Annotated in this window: 13 protein-coding genes; 5 read left to right on the top strand and 8 right to left on the bottom strand. The window is 60.0% G+C overall.

What is annotated here, in order from left to right; all coding sequences use genetic code 11:
* The first annotated feature begins 3 nt into the window (after window positions 1-3).
* The 3 genes from ubiD (at window position 4) to I6L35_RS06480 (ending at window position 3,550) form a co-directional block, all read left to right on the top strand.
* Entirely contained in the window at window positions 4-1,473 is a 1,470-nt protein-coding gene (gene ubiD, locus I6L35_RS06470; RefSeq protein ID WP_005339421.1) for a 4-hydroxy-3-polyprenylbenzoate decarboxylase, read from the top strand.
* A 146-nt stretch (window positions 1,474-1,619) separates the two neighbouring features.
* Entirely contained in the window at window positions 1,620-2,318 is a 699-nt protein-coding gene (fre, locus tag I6L35_RS06475; RefSeq protein WP_042054686.1) for an NAD(P)H-flavin reductase, read from the top strand.
* 218 nt (window positions 2,319-2,536) lie between these two features.
* Window positions 2,537-3,550, top strand: a complete 1,014-nt coding sequence (locus I6L35_RS06480; RefSeq protein ID WP_254204537.1) for a diguanylate cyclase — start codon at window positions 2,537-2,539, stop codon at window positions 3,548-3,550.
* 54 nt (window positions 3,551-3,604) lie between these two features.
* Here I6L35_RS06480 and I6L35_RS06485 read toward each other — a convergent pair whose 3' ends face one another.
* A complete protein-coding gene (locus I6L35_RS06485; RefSeq protein ID WP_005339429.1) occupies window positions 3,605-3,862 on the bottom strand; it encodes an accessory factor UbiK family protein in 258 nt (85 codons plus the stop codon).
* A gap of 297 nt (window positions 3,863-4,159) precedes the next feature.
* Here I6L35_RS06485 and I6L35_RS06490 point away from each other — a divergent pair, with 297 nt between their 5' ends.
* Window positions 4,160-6,601, top strand: a complete 2,442-nt coding sequence (locus I6L35_RS06490) for a VolA/Pla-1 family phospholipase (protein WP_216979825.1) — start codon at window positions 4,160-4,162, stop codon at window positions 6,599-6,601.
* A 66-nt stretch (window positions 6,602-6,667) separates the two neighbouring features.
* Here I6L35_RS06490 and glpG read toward each other — a convergent pair whose 3' ends face one another.
* The 7 genes from glpG to I6L35_RS06525 all read right to left on the bottom strand — a co-directional run bounded on the left by glpG (window position 6,668) and on the right by I6L35_RS06525 (window position 12,807).
* The gene (glpG, locus tag I6L35_RS06495; protein WP_216979826.1) at window positions 6,668-7,501 is read right to left on the bottom strand and encodes a rhomboid family intramembrane serine protease GlpG; all 834 of its coding nucleotides are present in this window, start codon (window positions 7,499-7,501) and stop codon (window positions 6,668-6,670) included.
* Complete coding sequence (glpE, locus tag I6L35_RS06500) at window positions 7,498-7,821, bottom strand: thiosulfate sulfurtransferase GlpE (RefSeq protein WP_005342431.1); 324 nt, start codon at window positions 7,819-7,821, stop codon at window positions 7,498-7,500. The genes glpG and glpE overlap by 4 nt, the downstream gene beginning before the upstream one ends.
* A 122-nt stretch (window positions 7,822-7,943) precedes the next feature.
* Window positions 7,944-8,645 (bottom strand): ABC transporter ATP-binding protein, encoded by a 702-nt coding sequence (locus I6L35_RS06505; protein WP_005342433.1) that lies wholly within the window; start codon window positions 8,643-8,645, stop codon window positions 7,944-7,946.
* A gap of 10 nt (window positions 8,646-8,655) precedes the next feature.
* The gene (gene livG, locus I6L35_RS06510; RefSeq protein ID WP_005339435.1) at window positions 8,656-9,429 is read right to left on the bottom strand and encodes a high-affinity branched-chain amino acid ABC transporter ATP-binding protein LivG; all 774 of its coding nucleotides are present in this window, start codon (window positions 9,427-9,429) and stop codon (window positions 8,656-8,658) included.
* Window positions 9,426-10,694 (bottom strand): high-affinity branched-chain amino acid ABC transporter permease LivM, encoded by a 1,269-nt coding sequence (locus I6L35_RS06515; protein WP_216979827.1) that lies wholly within the window; start codon window positions 10,692-10,694, stop codon window positions 9,426-9,428. The genes livG and I6L35_RS06515 overlap by 4 nt, the downstream gene beginning before the upstream one ends.
* Entirely contained in the window at window positions 10,694-11,620 is a 927-nt protein-coding gene (livH, locus tag I6L35_RS06520) for a high-affinity branched-chain amino acid ABC transporter permease LivH (protein ID WP_005339439.1), read from the bottom strand. The genes I6L35_RS06515 and livH overlap by 1 nt, the downstream gene beginning before the upstream one ends.
* A 65-nt stretch (window positions 11,621-11,685) precedes the next feature.
* A complete protein-coding gene (locus tag I6L35_RS06525; RefSeq protein WP_005342436.1) occupies window positions 11,686-12,807 on the bottom strand; it encodes a branched-chain amino acid ABC transporter substrate-binding protein in 1,122 nt (373 codons plus the stop codon).
* A 434-nt stretch (window positions 12,808-13,241) separates the two neighbouring features.
* Here I6L35_RS06525 and I6L35_RS06530 point away from each other — a divergent pair, with 434 nt between their 5' ends.
* Window positions 13,242-14,246 (top strand): substrate-binding domain-containing protein, encoded by a 1,005-nt coding sequence (locus I6L35_RS06530; protein ID WP_005355925.1) that lies wholly within the window; start codon window positions 13,242-13,244, stop codon window positions 14,244-14,246.
* The last annotated feature ends 9 nt before the right edge of the window (window positions 14,247-14,255 follow it).

The following is a 14,255-nucleotide window of genomic DNA, read 5'->3' on the forward strand; positions in this document are numbered from 1 at the left end:
TGCATGAAATACAAGGATTTGCGTGATTTCATCGCGCAGCTGGAACAAAACGGACAACTCAAGCGCATCACCCGCGAGATAGATCCCTATCTGGAGATGACCGAGATCAGCGATCGCACCCTGCGTGCGGGTGGCCCGGCTCTGCTGTTCGAAAATCCCAAAGGCTACACCATGCCGGTGCTGACCAATTTGTTCGGCACCCCGGATCGGGTTGCCATGGGCATGGGGCAGCCCGATGTGGGCGCTCTGCGTCAGGTCGGGGTCTGGCTCTCCTATCTCAAGGAGCCCGAGCCGCCCAAGGGATTCAAGGAGCTGATGGAGAAGCTGCCGATCTTCAAGCAGGTGCTCAACATGCCGACCAAGCGCCTCTCTTCCGCCCCCTGCCAGCAGGTGGTGCAGGAGGGAGATGCGGTCGATCTCGACCAGATCCCGATCCAGCACTGCTGGCCCGGCGATGTGGCGCCGCTGGTCACCTGGGGCCTCACCATCACCCGCGGCCCCTACAAGAAGCGCCAGAACCTCGGCATCTATCGCCAGCAGAAGATCGCCAAAAACAAGCTGATCATGCGCTGGCTGGATCATCGTGGCGGTGCCATCGATTTTCGCGAGTGGCAGGAGGCCCACCCGGGCGAGCGATTCCCGGTGGTGGTGGCACTCGGTGCCGATCCGGCGACCATTCTCGGCGCGGTGACGCCGGTGCCGGATACTCTCTCCGAATATGCCTTTGCCGGTCTGCTGCGCGGCAGCCGTACCGAGGTGATCAAGGCCATCAGCTGCGATCTGGAGGTGCCCGCCAGCGCCGAGATCGTGCTGGAAGGCTATCTGGAGCCGGGTGAGATGGCGCCGGAAGGGCCCTATGGCGACCACACCGGTTACTACAACGAGGTGGACGAGTTCCCGGTCTTTACCATCACCCACATCACCAAGCGGCGCGATGCCATCTATCACAGCACCTACACCGGCCGTCCGCCCGATGAACCGGCGGTACTGGGTCTGGCGCTGAACGAGGTGTTCGTGCCGCTGCTGCAGAAGCAGTTCCCCGAGATTGTGGACTTCTATCTGCCGCCGGAGGGGTGCTCCTACCGGATGGCGGTGGTGACCATCAAGAAGCGTTACCCGGGCCACGCCAAGAGGGTGATGCTGGGAGTCTGGTCCTTCCTGCGCCAGTTTATGTACACCAAGTTCGTGGTGGTGTGTGACGATGACGTCAACGCCCGCGACTGGAAGGATGTGATCTGGGCCATCACCACCCGGATGGACCCGGCACGGGACACCACCTTGATCGAGCATACGCCGATCGACTATCTGGACTTCGCCTCGCCGGTCTCCGGCCTCGGCTCCAAAATGGGGCTGGATGCCACCAACAAGTGGCCGGGCGAGACCAATCGGGAGTGGGGTCAGCCCATAGTTCAGGATGAGGCGGTGAAGCAGAAGGTCGATGCCATCTGGGATGAGCTCAATATCCTCGGATGAGGCAAACATGACAGCTTTGCTGCAAAAAGTGATGCGATCCGCATTGATTTGAGTATTCTCGACTGACGGGGCCAGGGCTGCTGGTCGTCACTCCATAGTGAAACAATGAGCGAAGCGGGCCGAGCGAGCCCGCCACAAGGACAAGAATGCAACGTATCAAATGCCGCGTAGAGGAACTGCGCGAATATGTCGACACCATCTGGCATGTGGCTCTGACGCCGCAGCAAGCGATCAGCTTCAAGCCGGGCCAGTATCTGCTGGTGGTGATGAGCGATTCGGACAAGCGCCCCTTCTCCATCGCCAACTCGCCGACCCGCCCGGGCGTGCTGGAGCTGCAAATTGGTGCCACTCCCGAGAACGCCTATGCCGGTCAGGTGCTGGCCCGCATGCGCGAGCAGGGGGAGATCGAGGTCGAATTGCCGGCTGGCAAGGCGTTCCTGCGCGATGAGTCTCCCCGTCCGCTGATCCTGATGGCGGGCGGCACCGGCTTCTCTTACGCCCGCTCCATTCTGGAATATCTGATCGACACAGGCAGCAAGCGCCCGGTGTTCTTCTACTGGGGGGTGCGTCAGGCTCACTGGCTCTACGAACTGGAGCAGATGCAGCAGTGGGAGCGTGACTATGCGCCGCTCACCTTTATCCCGGTGGTGCAGGAGCCGGATGCTGACTGGACCGGCAAGAGCGGACTGGTGCACAAGGCGATCATGGATGACTTCGTCAGCCTCCACGACTACGACATCTATGTCGCCGGTCGCTTCGAGATGGCGGGGGCCGCGCGTGAGGAGTTCAAGATCCTCGGCGCCGAGCCGGAGCGCATCTTCGGTGACGCCTACGAATTTATCTGACGGGATCCCCGCTTGGATGACGCAGCCCCCGGTTTTGCCGGGGGCTTTTGTTTTTGTGGCTGCCGCAGTACCTGATCGTACCGAATGGTTGGATTATCGCGGCGTTATCCCATTATTTTTCAATATATTGGCTATGAATGGCTACTAATCTGGCGTGGCTGGTGGCATCTTTGTTTGGATTGACAAGAGTATCCATAGAGCAAGCACAAGGAGGCGCAGTGTTAAGCAAAGAGGCAAGGGGGCAACCCGGGTATGATCGGGAGGCACCCTGCGCGACTGAGCTGGCCGCCATGCCGGAACCCTCCTCCGGTGGTGATGCGTTTGCCCGTTTGCAGGCAGAGATCGCCGCTTTGCAGCATGAAAACGGCCTGTTGCAGGAGAAGCTCAATGCCGCCCTCGATGGCACCGGCATCTGTCTCTGGCAGGGCACCATTCCCACCGGCGAACTGCGGGTCTTCAATCTGCAGAACTTTCAGGCTGGCGATATGGCTCCTCATTTCGATCAGTGGAGCGCCAAGCTCCATCCCGACGATCGCGCCCATGCCATGGGCAGCTACTTTGCCCACCTTGAGAGGAAAACGCCCTTCTACGAAGCTGAATACCGCACCATCAGCCCGGCCGGGGAGATCACCTGGCTGTGGGATCGTGGTCGCGTAGTGGAGTGGGATGATGAGGGCAGGCCATTGCGGATCATGGGCTCCCATATCGATATCACCCAGCGCAAGGCTTATGAGCAGCGGCTGGCAGAGCGTGCCAACTGCGATGCGCTCACCGGCCTGCTCAACCGGCAGGGATTTGGCAAGGCGTTCGCTCTGCAGCCGCCGCAAGGAGCGGGGGCGCTGCTCTTTATCGATCTGGATGATTTCAAGGGGATCAATGACCAGTTGGGGCATGCCTGCGGTGATCAGGTTCTGCAGCAGATGGCGGAGTGGTTGCGTCTCATCATGCCGGGCTCGGCCCTGTGCGGCCGTTATGGCGGTGACGAGTTTGTGGTTTATCTGCATCGTGATGTATCAAACCATGCACTGGCTCATCTGGCCGATGCCCTGATCAGCCGGATGTATGGTTATGTACCCAAACCCGGTTGCCCGCAACGGGTCGGGCTCAGTATCGGTATCGCCCTGTGGGAGGAGGGGCCATTGACCTTCCGGCAGGCGCTGGAGGTGGCTGACAGGGCCATGTACGAGGCCAAGGCTCGCGGCAAGCGGGCCTGGTATCTGCTTCAGGTGTGATGTTTTTTACAGGTTCAATTTAAAGCAAAAACCCCAGCCGAGCCGGGGTTTTCGTTATTCGCCTTTGGCGCCGAGCTGCTGCTCGAGCTGAGCCAGCTTACTTTCGAGGGCGGCCAGTTTTTCACGGGTACGCAGCAGTACCTTGGTCTGCACGTCGAACTCTTCGCGGCTGACCAGATCCAGCTTGCCCAGCTGGGCCTGCAGTACCTGACGCATCTTCTTTTCGGCCTCTTCACCCATGCTGCGAATGCCGGGTGGCAGGGAGTTGTGCACCTGCTTGGCGATCTCTTCCAGTTTCTTCGGGTCGATCATGATGTCCTCCTTAAGCGTTGGTGGACATTCTACCGACAATTCCCTCACTTTGCCGAGATCGCGACGGCTTTTTAGTCGTGATGGTGCCTGCTGGCTGGTCGGGTCTGGTTAATCCTCCACTGTTGCTACCCTTGCGCCCCTTTGTTGCCGTAAAACCTTGATTCTCTCCACAAACCTGAGCAGAAGATGACCAACATGAGTCTCGTTGGTTGTTGGTTTTATGTTAACTTTGAGCGGTCGAAGTGGTGAATGCTTCGTTGGCTTGTGATGGACAACAACCTATAAAGAGAACAAAAAATGAAGAAGAAGCTAATTTATGCAGCTGTGGTCAGCGCCCTGCTGGCCGGATGTGGTGGAGATAACAACAAGGGAGACACCACCAGCTCCCTGGACTATGCCCTGAGTGGTGGCAGTGGTCTTCGCCCGAGTGTGCTGGCCCCCCGTGCCAGCGACGGTACCCTGAAGTTTTCCACCGAGACTGCCGATCTGTCGAACCCGGTATCTGCCCTCTCCACCCTGGATGGCTGGTCAACCACCCAACCTGTCCAGCTGGTGCCGGCGACCGTGACCGGCGTCTCTGTGCCGGCACCGGCCGCCGGCGAGTATGCCTCGGCCATTGCACCCCTCTATCTGCTGGAGCTGGTGCTGGATCCGGTGACTCAGCGTCCTGTCGGAGTGAAGAACAACAAGCCTCTGACCTATGGCACCGATTTTGTGGTAAGCGATGGTGGTGGCAAACTCAATCTGGTGCCGCTCAAGCCGCTTAATCCCTCTTCCTACTACATGATCGTGGCGACCGACGCCCTCAAGGACAGCCGTGGTGTGCCACTCAAGGCCGGTGGTGATTACAGCAACTTCAAATCGACGGCTGGTGCAACCGTGCAGGAGCAGACCATCAGCAGCCTGATTGCGCTGCAGGAAGGGCTGTTCAAGGCAGCTACCGGGATCACCAGCGATCGGGTGATCTTCTCCGACTGGTTTGCCACCCAGTCCGGTGCCGATGTGCTGCTGGCAGTGAAGGGCGCTGCGGCCACCGTGTTGCAGAGCCCGACCCTGGATGCTGCATCGCTGTGGAAGCAGGACGCCAAAGGCAACACCAGTCTGCCGGGAACATATACGATTGATGCGCTCAATGGCGGGGTGCCCTTCCTGACACAGCTGGCGAACGAGCCATTCTTGCCTCAAGATGATCGGGATGCGATTGCTGCAGCTGTGGCTGCTAATGTCACATTGAACGGCGTCGCGGCGGCGACCAAGGTGTATACCGGTACCGTCAAGCTCCCTTATTTCCTCTCTACTCCAGCGATAGCCGGTTCCTGGGACAAGGCCAAGACCCAATCCTGGCACGGCGCCATTCCCAGCCTCTATGCCATCGCCAACGCGCTGAAAGCGGGTGATAGCGAGGTGATCGGTGGGCTGGTAGGCGCCGGAGTGAATCCGGAGCTGCTGGGTGAGCTGATTGCCGATCCGAGCCGTCAGGCCGATCTGCTGAGGGAGGCGAGCAAGCTGATCGGGGTGACTCTCACCTCAGGTGGCAAGCCGCTGGATGCCGAGCGCAATATTGGCCGTTTCAACCCGCTGCCGACCCTGACCGAAGTACAATCTGTACCGCTGCGGATCTTTGCCCCCACCACTGACCTTAGCACTGTCACTGATGTGATCATCTATCAGCACGGGGTCACTTCTATCAAGGAGAACGCCTATGCGCTGGCGCTGAGCCAGATAGGTGCCGGGTTAGACCCATCAGTGAACAAGGTGGTTGCTGTCGTGGTGATCGATCACCCGCTGCACGGCGAGCGTGGCTATGCCCTGAGCGGCAGCATGGATACTGTCACCACCTCCGAGAATCCGACTCCCTACCTGAATCTGGGTTATCTGACGGTGGCGCGGGATAACCTGAAGCAGAGCGTGGCCGATCTGCTGGGTCTGCGCCTGGCTGTCGGTCTGGCTAATGCCAAGGGGCTGGGCGGTCAGTTGGGCGGTGCCGGTCTGAAAGTTCACTTCCTTGGGCACTCGCTCGGCGCCATTACCGGGGCCAATCTGCTGGCGGTGGCCAACCAGAAAATGGGTAACGCCGCTGATAGCATGTTCGAGTTTTCAACCGGTGGTCTGTCGATGCCGGGTGGCGGCATCGCCCCGTTGCTGCTCAACTCGCCGAGCTTCGGGCCGACCATCAAGATGAGCGTGCTTACCTCGGGCAGTCCCGAGTTGAAGGCCGGGTTTGAGGCTTATGCTCCCGGTTGCCAGACGGCGGTGCCGATCTGTTTCGTGAACGAGTTCCTGCCCAGTCTGGATGCGGCCACGCAGGCGGGTGCAGCGAGCACCTTGCAGAGCTATACCTTTGCCGCCCAGTCAGTACTGGACTCTGCCGACCCGATCAATCTGGGCAGTGGCGTCGCCAAGAGCTTCCCGCTGTTCGCCACCGAAATTGTTGGCGATGGTGCGCTCAGCTTGCCGGATCAGGTGATCCCCAACAGCATCGCCTCTGCGCCGCTGGGTGGCACCGAGCCGCTGTTCCGGGTGCTGGGTTTGCAAGAGCTGAAGGGTTCCGGCGTGCTCCCGGCGGGTCACCATGCTGCGCGCTTCCTGAAAGGGGGCCATAGCTCGCTGCTGGCCCCTGATGCGAACTTCGATCAGGTTGGTGCGGTCACTTCAGAGATCCAGACCCAGTTTGCCAGCTTCTTTATGAGTGGCGGTGCGGCGGTCAAGGTAACCGATGACACCCTGATCAAGCAGTAACTGCCTATCGCGTAAAAAAACGCCGCCCTTCGGGGCGGCGTTCTCGTTTCTGCAACTGCTGAAAAATCAGGTCGGCTGGTGGTTGCGATCCAGCCAGCCTTGCAGCAGGCCGACCAGCAGACCGGTCAGGTGGGCGATGTTGGCGGTGCTGGTGCCGAGCATGTCGAAGAAGCCGAGCACCATCCAGAACAGCATAAAGCCCATCAGCGCCGGTGGCAGAGTGAGGCCGCAGGCCGGTTGCAGCTTGCTGCGCAGCCAGCAGTAGCCGAGCAGGGCATAGACCACGCCGGAGAGGCCGCCAAACAGTGGGCCGCTGGCAAAGAACTCGGCGATATTGGGCAGGGCAGCGCCCACCAGCAGCAGGATCAGCAGCTTGCCGCTGCCGAGGCGCTGCTCGATCTGGCCCCCCAGATACCACCACCAGAGCAAGTTGAACACCAGATGGAGCACCGAGAAGTGGATCAGAGCGGGGGTGAAATAGCGCCACGCCTGCCAGTCGGTGAACTGGGCCAGCGTCGGGTGGAATGCCAGTTCATCGTAGATGGGCAGGCCGACGGCCTCGATCCCGTAGATGGCGAGACAGGCGATGATCACCACCAGCGTCAGCGGCCCTGCCTGATGGAGGAAGTCGGTGATGGGATCCGTCATCCCCTTGCTGTAGTCGATGCGGGCATCGGCGCTGCCGGATTGCCAGGAGGCCTCCATGTAGCGCGGGTGGGCCGGCTCGGCCAGAAAGCGCTTCACCTCCAGCTGGGCCTGAGCAAGGCGCTGCTCGTCCGCCAACCAGATGGTGACCCCCAGCTCGGACTGGGTCAGCTCGCAGGAGATGCCCAGGGTCGCCAGATAGTCCACCAGCGCCTGCGCCATGCGGGCGTTGTCGAGCACCAGCAGCTGGATCATGCCTCGCCTGCCTCGATGGGAAACTCCCGGCGCCACGCCTCGAAGCCGCCATCCAGACTGTAGACCTCGTCATAACCCTGTTGCAGCAGGTATTGGGCCGCCCCCTGACTGCTGTTGCCGTGATAGCACATCACGATGACCGGGGTATCGAAATCCACTTCGTTCATAAAGCGCACCAGGGTGCCGTTGGTGAGGTGGAAAGCGCCGACCGCGTGGGCCGCTTCAAAGGATTGTGGGTCGCGAATATCCACCAGACGGGCTTCACCCGCGCTCAGTTTCTGGTAGGCATCATGGGCATTGATATGGGCAAACTGGTCCATCGGGATGTCCTGCGAATAGGTTGATTACGGGCCAGTGTACCGCAAGCTTGGGCGCAAACTAACCCCACAAAAGATAAGGGAGCCAGCGGCTCCCTTGTTGATATGGCATGCGGGTGAGTGGGTTAACCGCCCAGATAAGCCTGCCGTACCGCCGGGTTGGCGAGCAGGGCGGCCCCTGTGTCTTGCAGCACCACGTGGCCGTTCTCCAGCACATAGCCGCGGTCGGCCAGCTTGAGCGCCTGGTTGGCGTTCTGTTCCACCAGAAAGATGGTCATCCCCTTCTGGCGCAACTGCTCTATGGTGTCAAAGATCTGCTGAATGACGATGGGGGCCAGCCCCAGCGAGGGTTCATCCAGCAGCAGCAGGCGCGGTTTGCTCATCAGGGCGCGGCCGATGGCCAGCATCTGCTGCTCGCCGCCGGACATGGTGCCCGCCCGTTGTTGCAAGCGTTCGTGCAGGCGCGGGAACAGGGTGAACACCTGATCCAGCAGGCCATGCTGCTCTGCCTTGTCGACGAAGAAGGCGCCCATCAGCAGGTTCTCCTCCACCGTCAGGCGGGCGAAGATGCGGCGTCCCTCCGGCACTACGGCGATATCTTTGCGCATGATGCGGGCGGTGGTGAGGGAGCTGATCTGTTCCCCCTCAAACCAGATGGAGCCGCTGCTGGGCTTGGGTTCGCCGCAGAGGGTCATCAGCAGGGTGGTCTTGCCTGCGCCGTTGGCGCCGATCAGGGTGACGATTTCACCCTCTTTCACCTCGACGCTGACATCGTGCAGTGCCTGAATTTTGCCGTAGTGGGTCGATACGTTGCGAAGTTCTAACATCTTTTTGTCCTTACGACTCGCCCAGATAGGCCTTGATCACTGCCGGGTTGTTGCGGATCTCATCCGGCTTGCCGTGGGCCAGCGGGGTGCCCTGGCTGACCACGAAGATGCGGTTGGAGATGCCCATTACCAGCTTCATATCGTGTTCGATCAGCAGTACCGAGACCCCGAATTCGTCCCGCAGGCTCATGATCAGCTCGTCCAGTTCGTCGGTCTCCTTCGGGTTGAGACCGGCGGCCGGTTCATCCAGCATCAGCAGCTCGGGACGGGTCGCCATGCAGCGGGCGATCTCGAGGCGGCGCTGCTGACCGTAGGCCAGGTTGCCGGCGGCGCGGTTGGCGAGATCCTTGAGCCCCACTTTATCCAGCCAGAAGGCGGCCCGCTCCAGCCCCTCCTGCTCGGCACGGCGGAAGGCCGGGGTCTTGAACAGGCCGGCGATAAAGCTGGTGTTGAGGTGCTGGTGCTGGGCAACAAGCAGGTTCTCCACCGCTGTCATCTCCTTGAACAGCCGCACATGCTGGAAGGTACGCACAATCCCCTTGCGGGCGATGAGGTGGCCGGGCAGCCCCTGGATCTCCTCACCCTTGTAGCGGATGGTGCCGCCGCTCGGGCAGTAGAAACCGGTCAGGCAGTTGAAGATGGTGGTCTTGCCCGCACCGTTGGGGCCGATGATGGAGATCACCTCGCCCTTGTCGATATCCAGCTTGACCCCGTTGACGGCCAGCAGGCCACCGAAGCGCATCGACAAATCAGAGACTTCCATTAACTTCTGATGAGTACTCATTTCTTCAACTCCAGATGAGGACGGGTCATCGGCAGCAATCCTTGTGGCCGCCAGATCATCATGAACACCATCAAGAGGCCGAACATCAGCATGCGGTACTCGTTGAATTCGCGGGCCAGCTCCGGCAGCACCGTCATCACGATGGCTGCCAGCACCACCCCGATCTGCGAGCCCATGCCGCCCAGCACCACAATCGCCAGCACAATGGCCGATTCGATAAAGACGAAGGATTCCGGGCTGATAAAGCCCTGCCGCGAGGCAAAGAAGCTGCCGGCAAAGCCCGCGAAGGTGGCGCCTATGGTGAAGGCGGTCAGCTTGATGATGGTGGGGTTGAGCCCCAGCGATTTGCAGGCGATCTCATCTTCCCGCAGCGCTTCCCAGGCGCGGCCAAGGGGCATGCGCAGCAGGCGGTTGATGACGAACAGGGTCACCACCACCAGCACCAGCGCCATCAGGTAGAGGAAGATCACCTTGTGGTTGGCGTTGTAGGTAATGCCGAAGAAGTTGTGGAAGGTATCAAAGCCCCCATCCTTGACGGTGCGGTTGAATTCCAGCCCCCCCAGCGTTGGCTTGGGGATGCCGGAGATCCCGTTCGGACCGCCGGTCAGGGTGGTCATGTTGTTGAGCAGGATGCGGATGATCTCGCCAAAACCCAGAGTGACGATGGCCAGATAGTCCCCCCGCAGCCGCAGCACCGGGAAGCCGAGCAGGAAGCCGAAGGTGGCGGCCATCAGCCCGGCGATGGGCAGGCACTCCCAGAAGCTCAGTCCGAAGTAGGTGTTGAGCAGGGCATAGCTGTAGGCACCGACCGCGTAGAAGCCGACATAGCCGAGATCGAGCAGACCGGCGAGGCCGACCACCACGTTCAGCCCCAGCCCCAGCATGATGTAAATCAGGGTGAGGGTGGCGAGATCGATGGCGCCACGAGAGGCCATAAAGGGCCAGCTCACCGCGAACAGCAGCACCAGCACTGCGGTGAGGTTATAGAGCTTGGGCGCCTCTTCCGGGCTCGGCAGCACCAGCTTGGTGAAGCCGACCGAGAAGCCGCTGATGGAGGCCTGAAACAGCTTGGCAATCTGGCCGCGCAGCATCTGGAACCAGAAAACAATGGTGGCGCCCCCCAGCAGCCAGGCCAGCGACACATCGAGGCGGCTCACCACCTGCAGGCTGGCGCCATCGGTCTCCAGCTTGAAGCCGAGCAGCCAGAAAGAGAGCACCAGCAGCACCAGGCTGGCGATACAGGCGTGGATAAATTGATGTTTCATCACACTTTCTCCACTTCCGGGCGACCCAGGATGCCGGTCGGCATAAAGAGCAGCACAAAAATGAGCAAGGCGAACGCCATCACATCCTTGTACTCGGTGCTGAGATAACCGGCGGTGAGCGCTTCAACCACGCCGAGCAGCAGGCCGCCCAGTACGGCGCCCGGAATGCTGCCGATACCGCCCAGTACGGCAGCAGTGAAGGCCTTCAGACCGGCCATAAAGCCGAGGTAGGGGTTGATGACGCCGTAATACATGCCGAGCAGCACCCCCGCCACGGCGGCCAGTGCAGCTCCCAGCACGAAGGTGATGGAGATGACCACGTGGGTGTCGATGCCCAGCAGGTTGGCCATCTTGATATCTTCCGAGCAGGCGCGGCAGGCGCGGCCCATGCGGGAGCGGCCGATGAACTGGGTCAGCGCCAGCATGGTGATGAAAGTCACCACGAAGATGATCAGTTGCATATAGGAGAGGCTGGCCTGAAAACCATCCTCACCCCCTAGGGTCCAGCCACCGGAGATCAGGCTGGGCATGGCGATATCCCGCGAGCCCTGTGCCATCCGCATCATGTTCTGCAAGAAGATCGACATACCGATGGCGGAGATAAGGGGGATCAGCCGGTTGCCACCGCGCAGTGGCCGGTAGGCGACCCGCTCGATGCTCCAGCCATAGGTGCCGGTGATGATGATACTGACCAGGAAGGCGCCCCCCAGCAGTAGAAAGGTGCTGTCGATGCCCATCATCATGAGCCCCGCCATCACCATAAAAGCGACATAGGAGCCGATCATGTAAACCTCGCCGTGGGCGAAGTTGATCATGCCGATGATGCCATAGACCATGGTGTAGCCAATGGCGATCAACGCATAGGTGCTGCCTATGGTTAATCCGTTCAGCAGTTGCTGAACGAGATAAAGGAGGTGTTCGGACATACTGCGTTCCCTGTACTTGCCCGCAAAGAGAGGGGGGGTGAGCGTACTCACCCCCGATCGGCAGATTATTTGACTTGGCTGGAAGTACCGTCAGCGTGCCACTGGAACACACCAAATTCGAAGCCTTTCAGGTCACCGTTCGGTGCCCAGGTCAGGGGGCCCATCACGGTATCGATCGGTGCGGCCTTGATGGCGGCGGCAACGGCGGCCGGGTCATCTTCACCCGCCTTGGCGATACCGGCAGCCAGGCTCTGCACCGCGGCATAGGTGGTCCAGACGAACGGGCCGGAGGAGTCCTGACCCTTGGCCTTGAACGCTGCGACCAGCGGGGCGTTGGCAGGTACCAGATCGTATTTGTTCGGCAGGGTCACCAGCAGGCCTTCGGAAGCCGGGCCGCCGATGGCGGAGATATCCTTGTTACCCACCCCTTCCGGGCCCATGAACTTGGCTTTCAGCCCCTTCTCGCCAGCCTGACGCAGGATCAGGCCCAGCTCAGGGTGATAGCCGCCGTAGTAGACGAAATCGACGTTCTCTTTCTGCAGCTTGGCGATCAGGGCGGAGAAGTCCTTGTCACCGGCGGTGATCCCTTCATAGGCCACCACCTTCACGCCAGCCTTGTCGAGTGCGGCTTTGACGCTGGAGGCGATACCTTCACCGTACTGCTTCTTGTCGTGGATAACGGCCACGCGCTGGGGTTTGACCTGCTCGATGATGTACTTGGCGGCAGTCGGGCCCTGATCGCTATCCAGACCTATGGTGCGCAGGGTCAGCTGGTAACCGCGTTCGGTGATCTTGGGGTTGGTGGAGGCGGGGGTAACCATCAGGATCCCCTCGTCTTCATAGATGTCGGAGGCGGGCAGGGTGTTGTCGGAGCAGAGGTGACCGACCACGAACTTGACGCCATCATTTACCACCTTGTTGGCGATGGCTACCGCCTGCTTGGGATCACAGGCATCGTCATAGATGACGGCTTCGATCTGCTTGCCATTGATGCCGCCAGCCTTGTTGATTTGCTCGACCGCCATCTTGCCGCCGGTGAACTGCATGTCCCCGTACTGGGCAACCGGGCCGGTGAGCGGGCCTGCGATACCTATCTTGATGGTGTCTGCCGCGTGTGCGATGGAGATCGATCCAAACAGAGCCAAAGAAACCGCTGCGCTTACTGTAATTTTGCTCAACTTATGCATTGATTCGTCCCTTAATCAGTGGATTGTTTCATTTACGAGTGCCATTCCGGATCGACATCCCGTGCATCCGGCTATAGGTATGGTTCTATCATTCCTCACGGGGCAATAACAAGCTGTTAAAGATACTAACCAGAGGGGGTTGGGTGGGCTTATTTTGAAATAAATGACCTGTTATTTGTGTTTAATTGGAATTTAGTATCGATTCTTCGCCTTAACATCTTGGTAACCAGAGGTGATTATGATGAAGCACAGAGGATTAGTCTGGTGATATTTTACTCTGATAGTGCTCCCATTTTGACCATTAATCGTTTGCGCAAACAGAAATGAGCGCCTAAATTAGCCGGCATTGACAATTCCGTGGCAGAGCCCGTTAAAACCAAGCCTTTATTCGGGAAATCTGCTAATGTTCCGCCTTTGACAGTCAGGAGACAGAGATGGCCACTATCAAGGATGTCGCCTCGCGCGCAGGCGTATCCATCTCCACCGTCTCACATGTGCTCAACCACACTCGGCGGGTCAGCGAAGACGCGACCCAGAAAGTGATTGAGGCGGTGGCAGAACTCAACTACGCGCCCAACTCGGTAGCGCGCAGTCTTAAGATAAATTCGACCAAGACCATTGGCATGCTGGTGACCACCAGCGTAAACCCCTTCTTCGCGGAAGTGGTGCAAGGGGTTGAAGCGTACTGCTTCGAACAGGGCTACAGCCTGATCCTCTGCAACACCGAAAACCAGCCGCCTCGCCAACAGCATTACCTGAGAATGCTGATGGAAAAACGGGTGGATGGTCTGCTGGTATTGGGGACCGATATCGACACTCCGTTGCGCGACATGCTGCGCATCCACAAGAACGTGCCGCAGGTGGTACTGGATTGGGGGACGGAGTGCGATTTCGCCAACGTGATCAACGACAACGCCCGCATCGGCGCCCGCATGGCCGTTCGCCATCTGCTGGAGCTGGGGCACCGCGACATCGTCTGCATCACTGGCCAGCTCTCCAAGCCGACCACTCAGCAGCGACTGGACGGGGTACGTGATGCGCTGGGCGAGCACGGTCTGACCCTCAAAGATGAACAGGTCTTCGAAGGGGACTACGAGAGCCAGAGCGGCTTCGATGCCATGCAGCGCATCCTGGCCCTGCAGCCTCGTCCGACCGCGGTCTTTGCCTTCGACGATCCCATGGCGATCGGCGCGATTTGCGCTGCTTGGGAAGCGGGAGTCAAGGTGCCGGACGATATCTCCATCATCGGCTACGACGATGTGGAGATGGCGCGCTTCTCCAGCCCGCCGCTGACCACCATCCGTCACCCGAAGGCCGAACTGGGCCAGCTGGCGGTGAAGCATCTGGTCAGCCGGATCCGCAACAAGGAGCTGGAAGTGGAATCGATGACGGTACAGCCCGAGCTGATCGTCCGTCGCTCGGTCAAACCGTTGCGTTAATCCGCGCCC

Origin of the sequence: Aeromonas sp. FDAARGOS 1405, from assembly GCF_019048265.1 — a bacterium.
GTDB classification, from domain to species: Bacteria; Pseudomonadota; Gammaproteobacteria; order Enterobacterales; family Aeromonadaceae; genus Aeromonas; species Aeromonas veronii_A.

Bases quoted from the DNA above. Each gene is read 5' to 3' on its own strand.
- glpG (WP_216979826.1), bottom strand. From the start codon at position 7,501: ATGATCCAGCTGCTGGTGCTCGACAACGCCCGCATGGCGCAGGCGCTG.
- fre (WP_042054686.1), top strand. From the start codon at position 1,620: ATGCAACGTATCAAATGCCGCGTAGAGGAACTGCGCGAATATGTCGAC.
- ubiD (WP_005339421.1), top strand. From the start codon at position 4: ATGAAATACAAGGATTTGCGTGATTTCATCGCGCAGCTGGAACAAAAC.
- I6L35_RS06485 (WP_005339429.1), bottom strand. From the start codon at position 3,862: ATGATCGACCCGAAGAAACTGGAAGAGATCGCCAAGCAGGTGCACAAC.
- glpE (WP_005342431.1), bottom strand. From the start codon at position 7,821: ATGGACCAGTTTGCCCATATCAATGCCCATGATGCCTACCAGAAACTG.
- I6L35_RS06505 (WP_005342433.1), bottom strand. From the start codon at position 8,645: ATGTTAGAACTTCGCAACGTATCGACCCACTACGGCAAAATTCAGGCA.
- I6L35_RS06490 (WP_216979825.1), top strand. From the start codon at position 4,160: ATGAAGAAGAAGCTAATTTATGCAGCTGTGGTCAGCGCCCTGCTGGCC.
- I6L35_RS06515 (WP_216979827.1), bottom strand. From the start codon at position 10,694: ATGAAACATCAATTTATCCACGCCTGTATCGCCAGCCTGGTGCTGCTG.
- I6L35_RS06530 (WP_005355925.1), top strand. From the start codon at position 13,242: ATGGCCACTATCAAGGATGTCGCCTCGCGCGCAGGCGTATCCATCTCC.
- I6L35_RS06525 (WP_005342436.1), bottom strand. From the start codon at position 12,807: ATGCATAAGTTGAGCAAAATTACAGTAAGCGCAGCGGTTTCTTTGGCT.
- livH (WP_005339439.1), bottom strand. From the start codon at position 11,620: ATGTCCGAACACCTCCTTTATCTCGTTCAGCAACTGCTGAACGGATTA.
- livG (WP_005339435.1), bottom strand. From the start codon at position 9,429: ATGAGTACTCATCAGAAGTTAATGGAAGTCTCTGATTTGTCGATGCGC.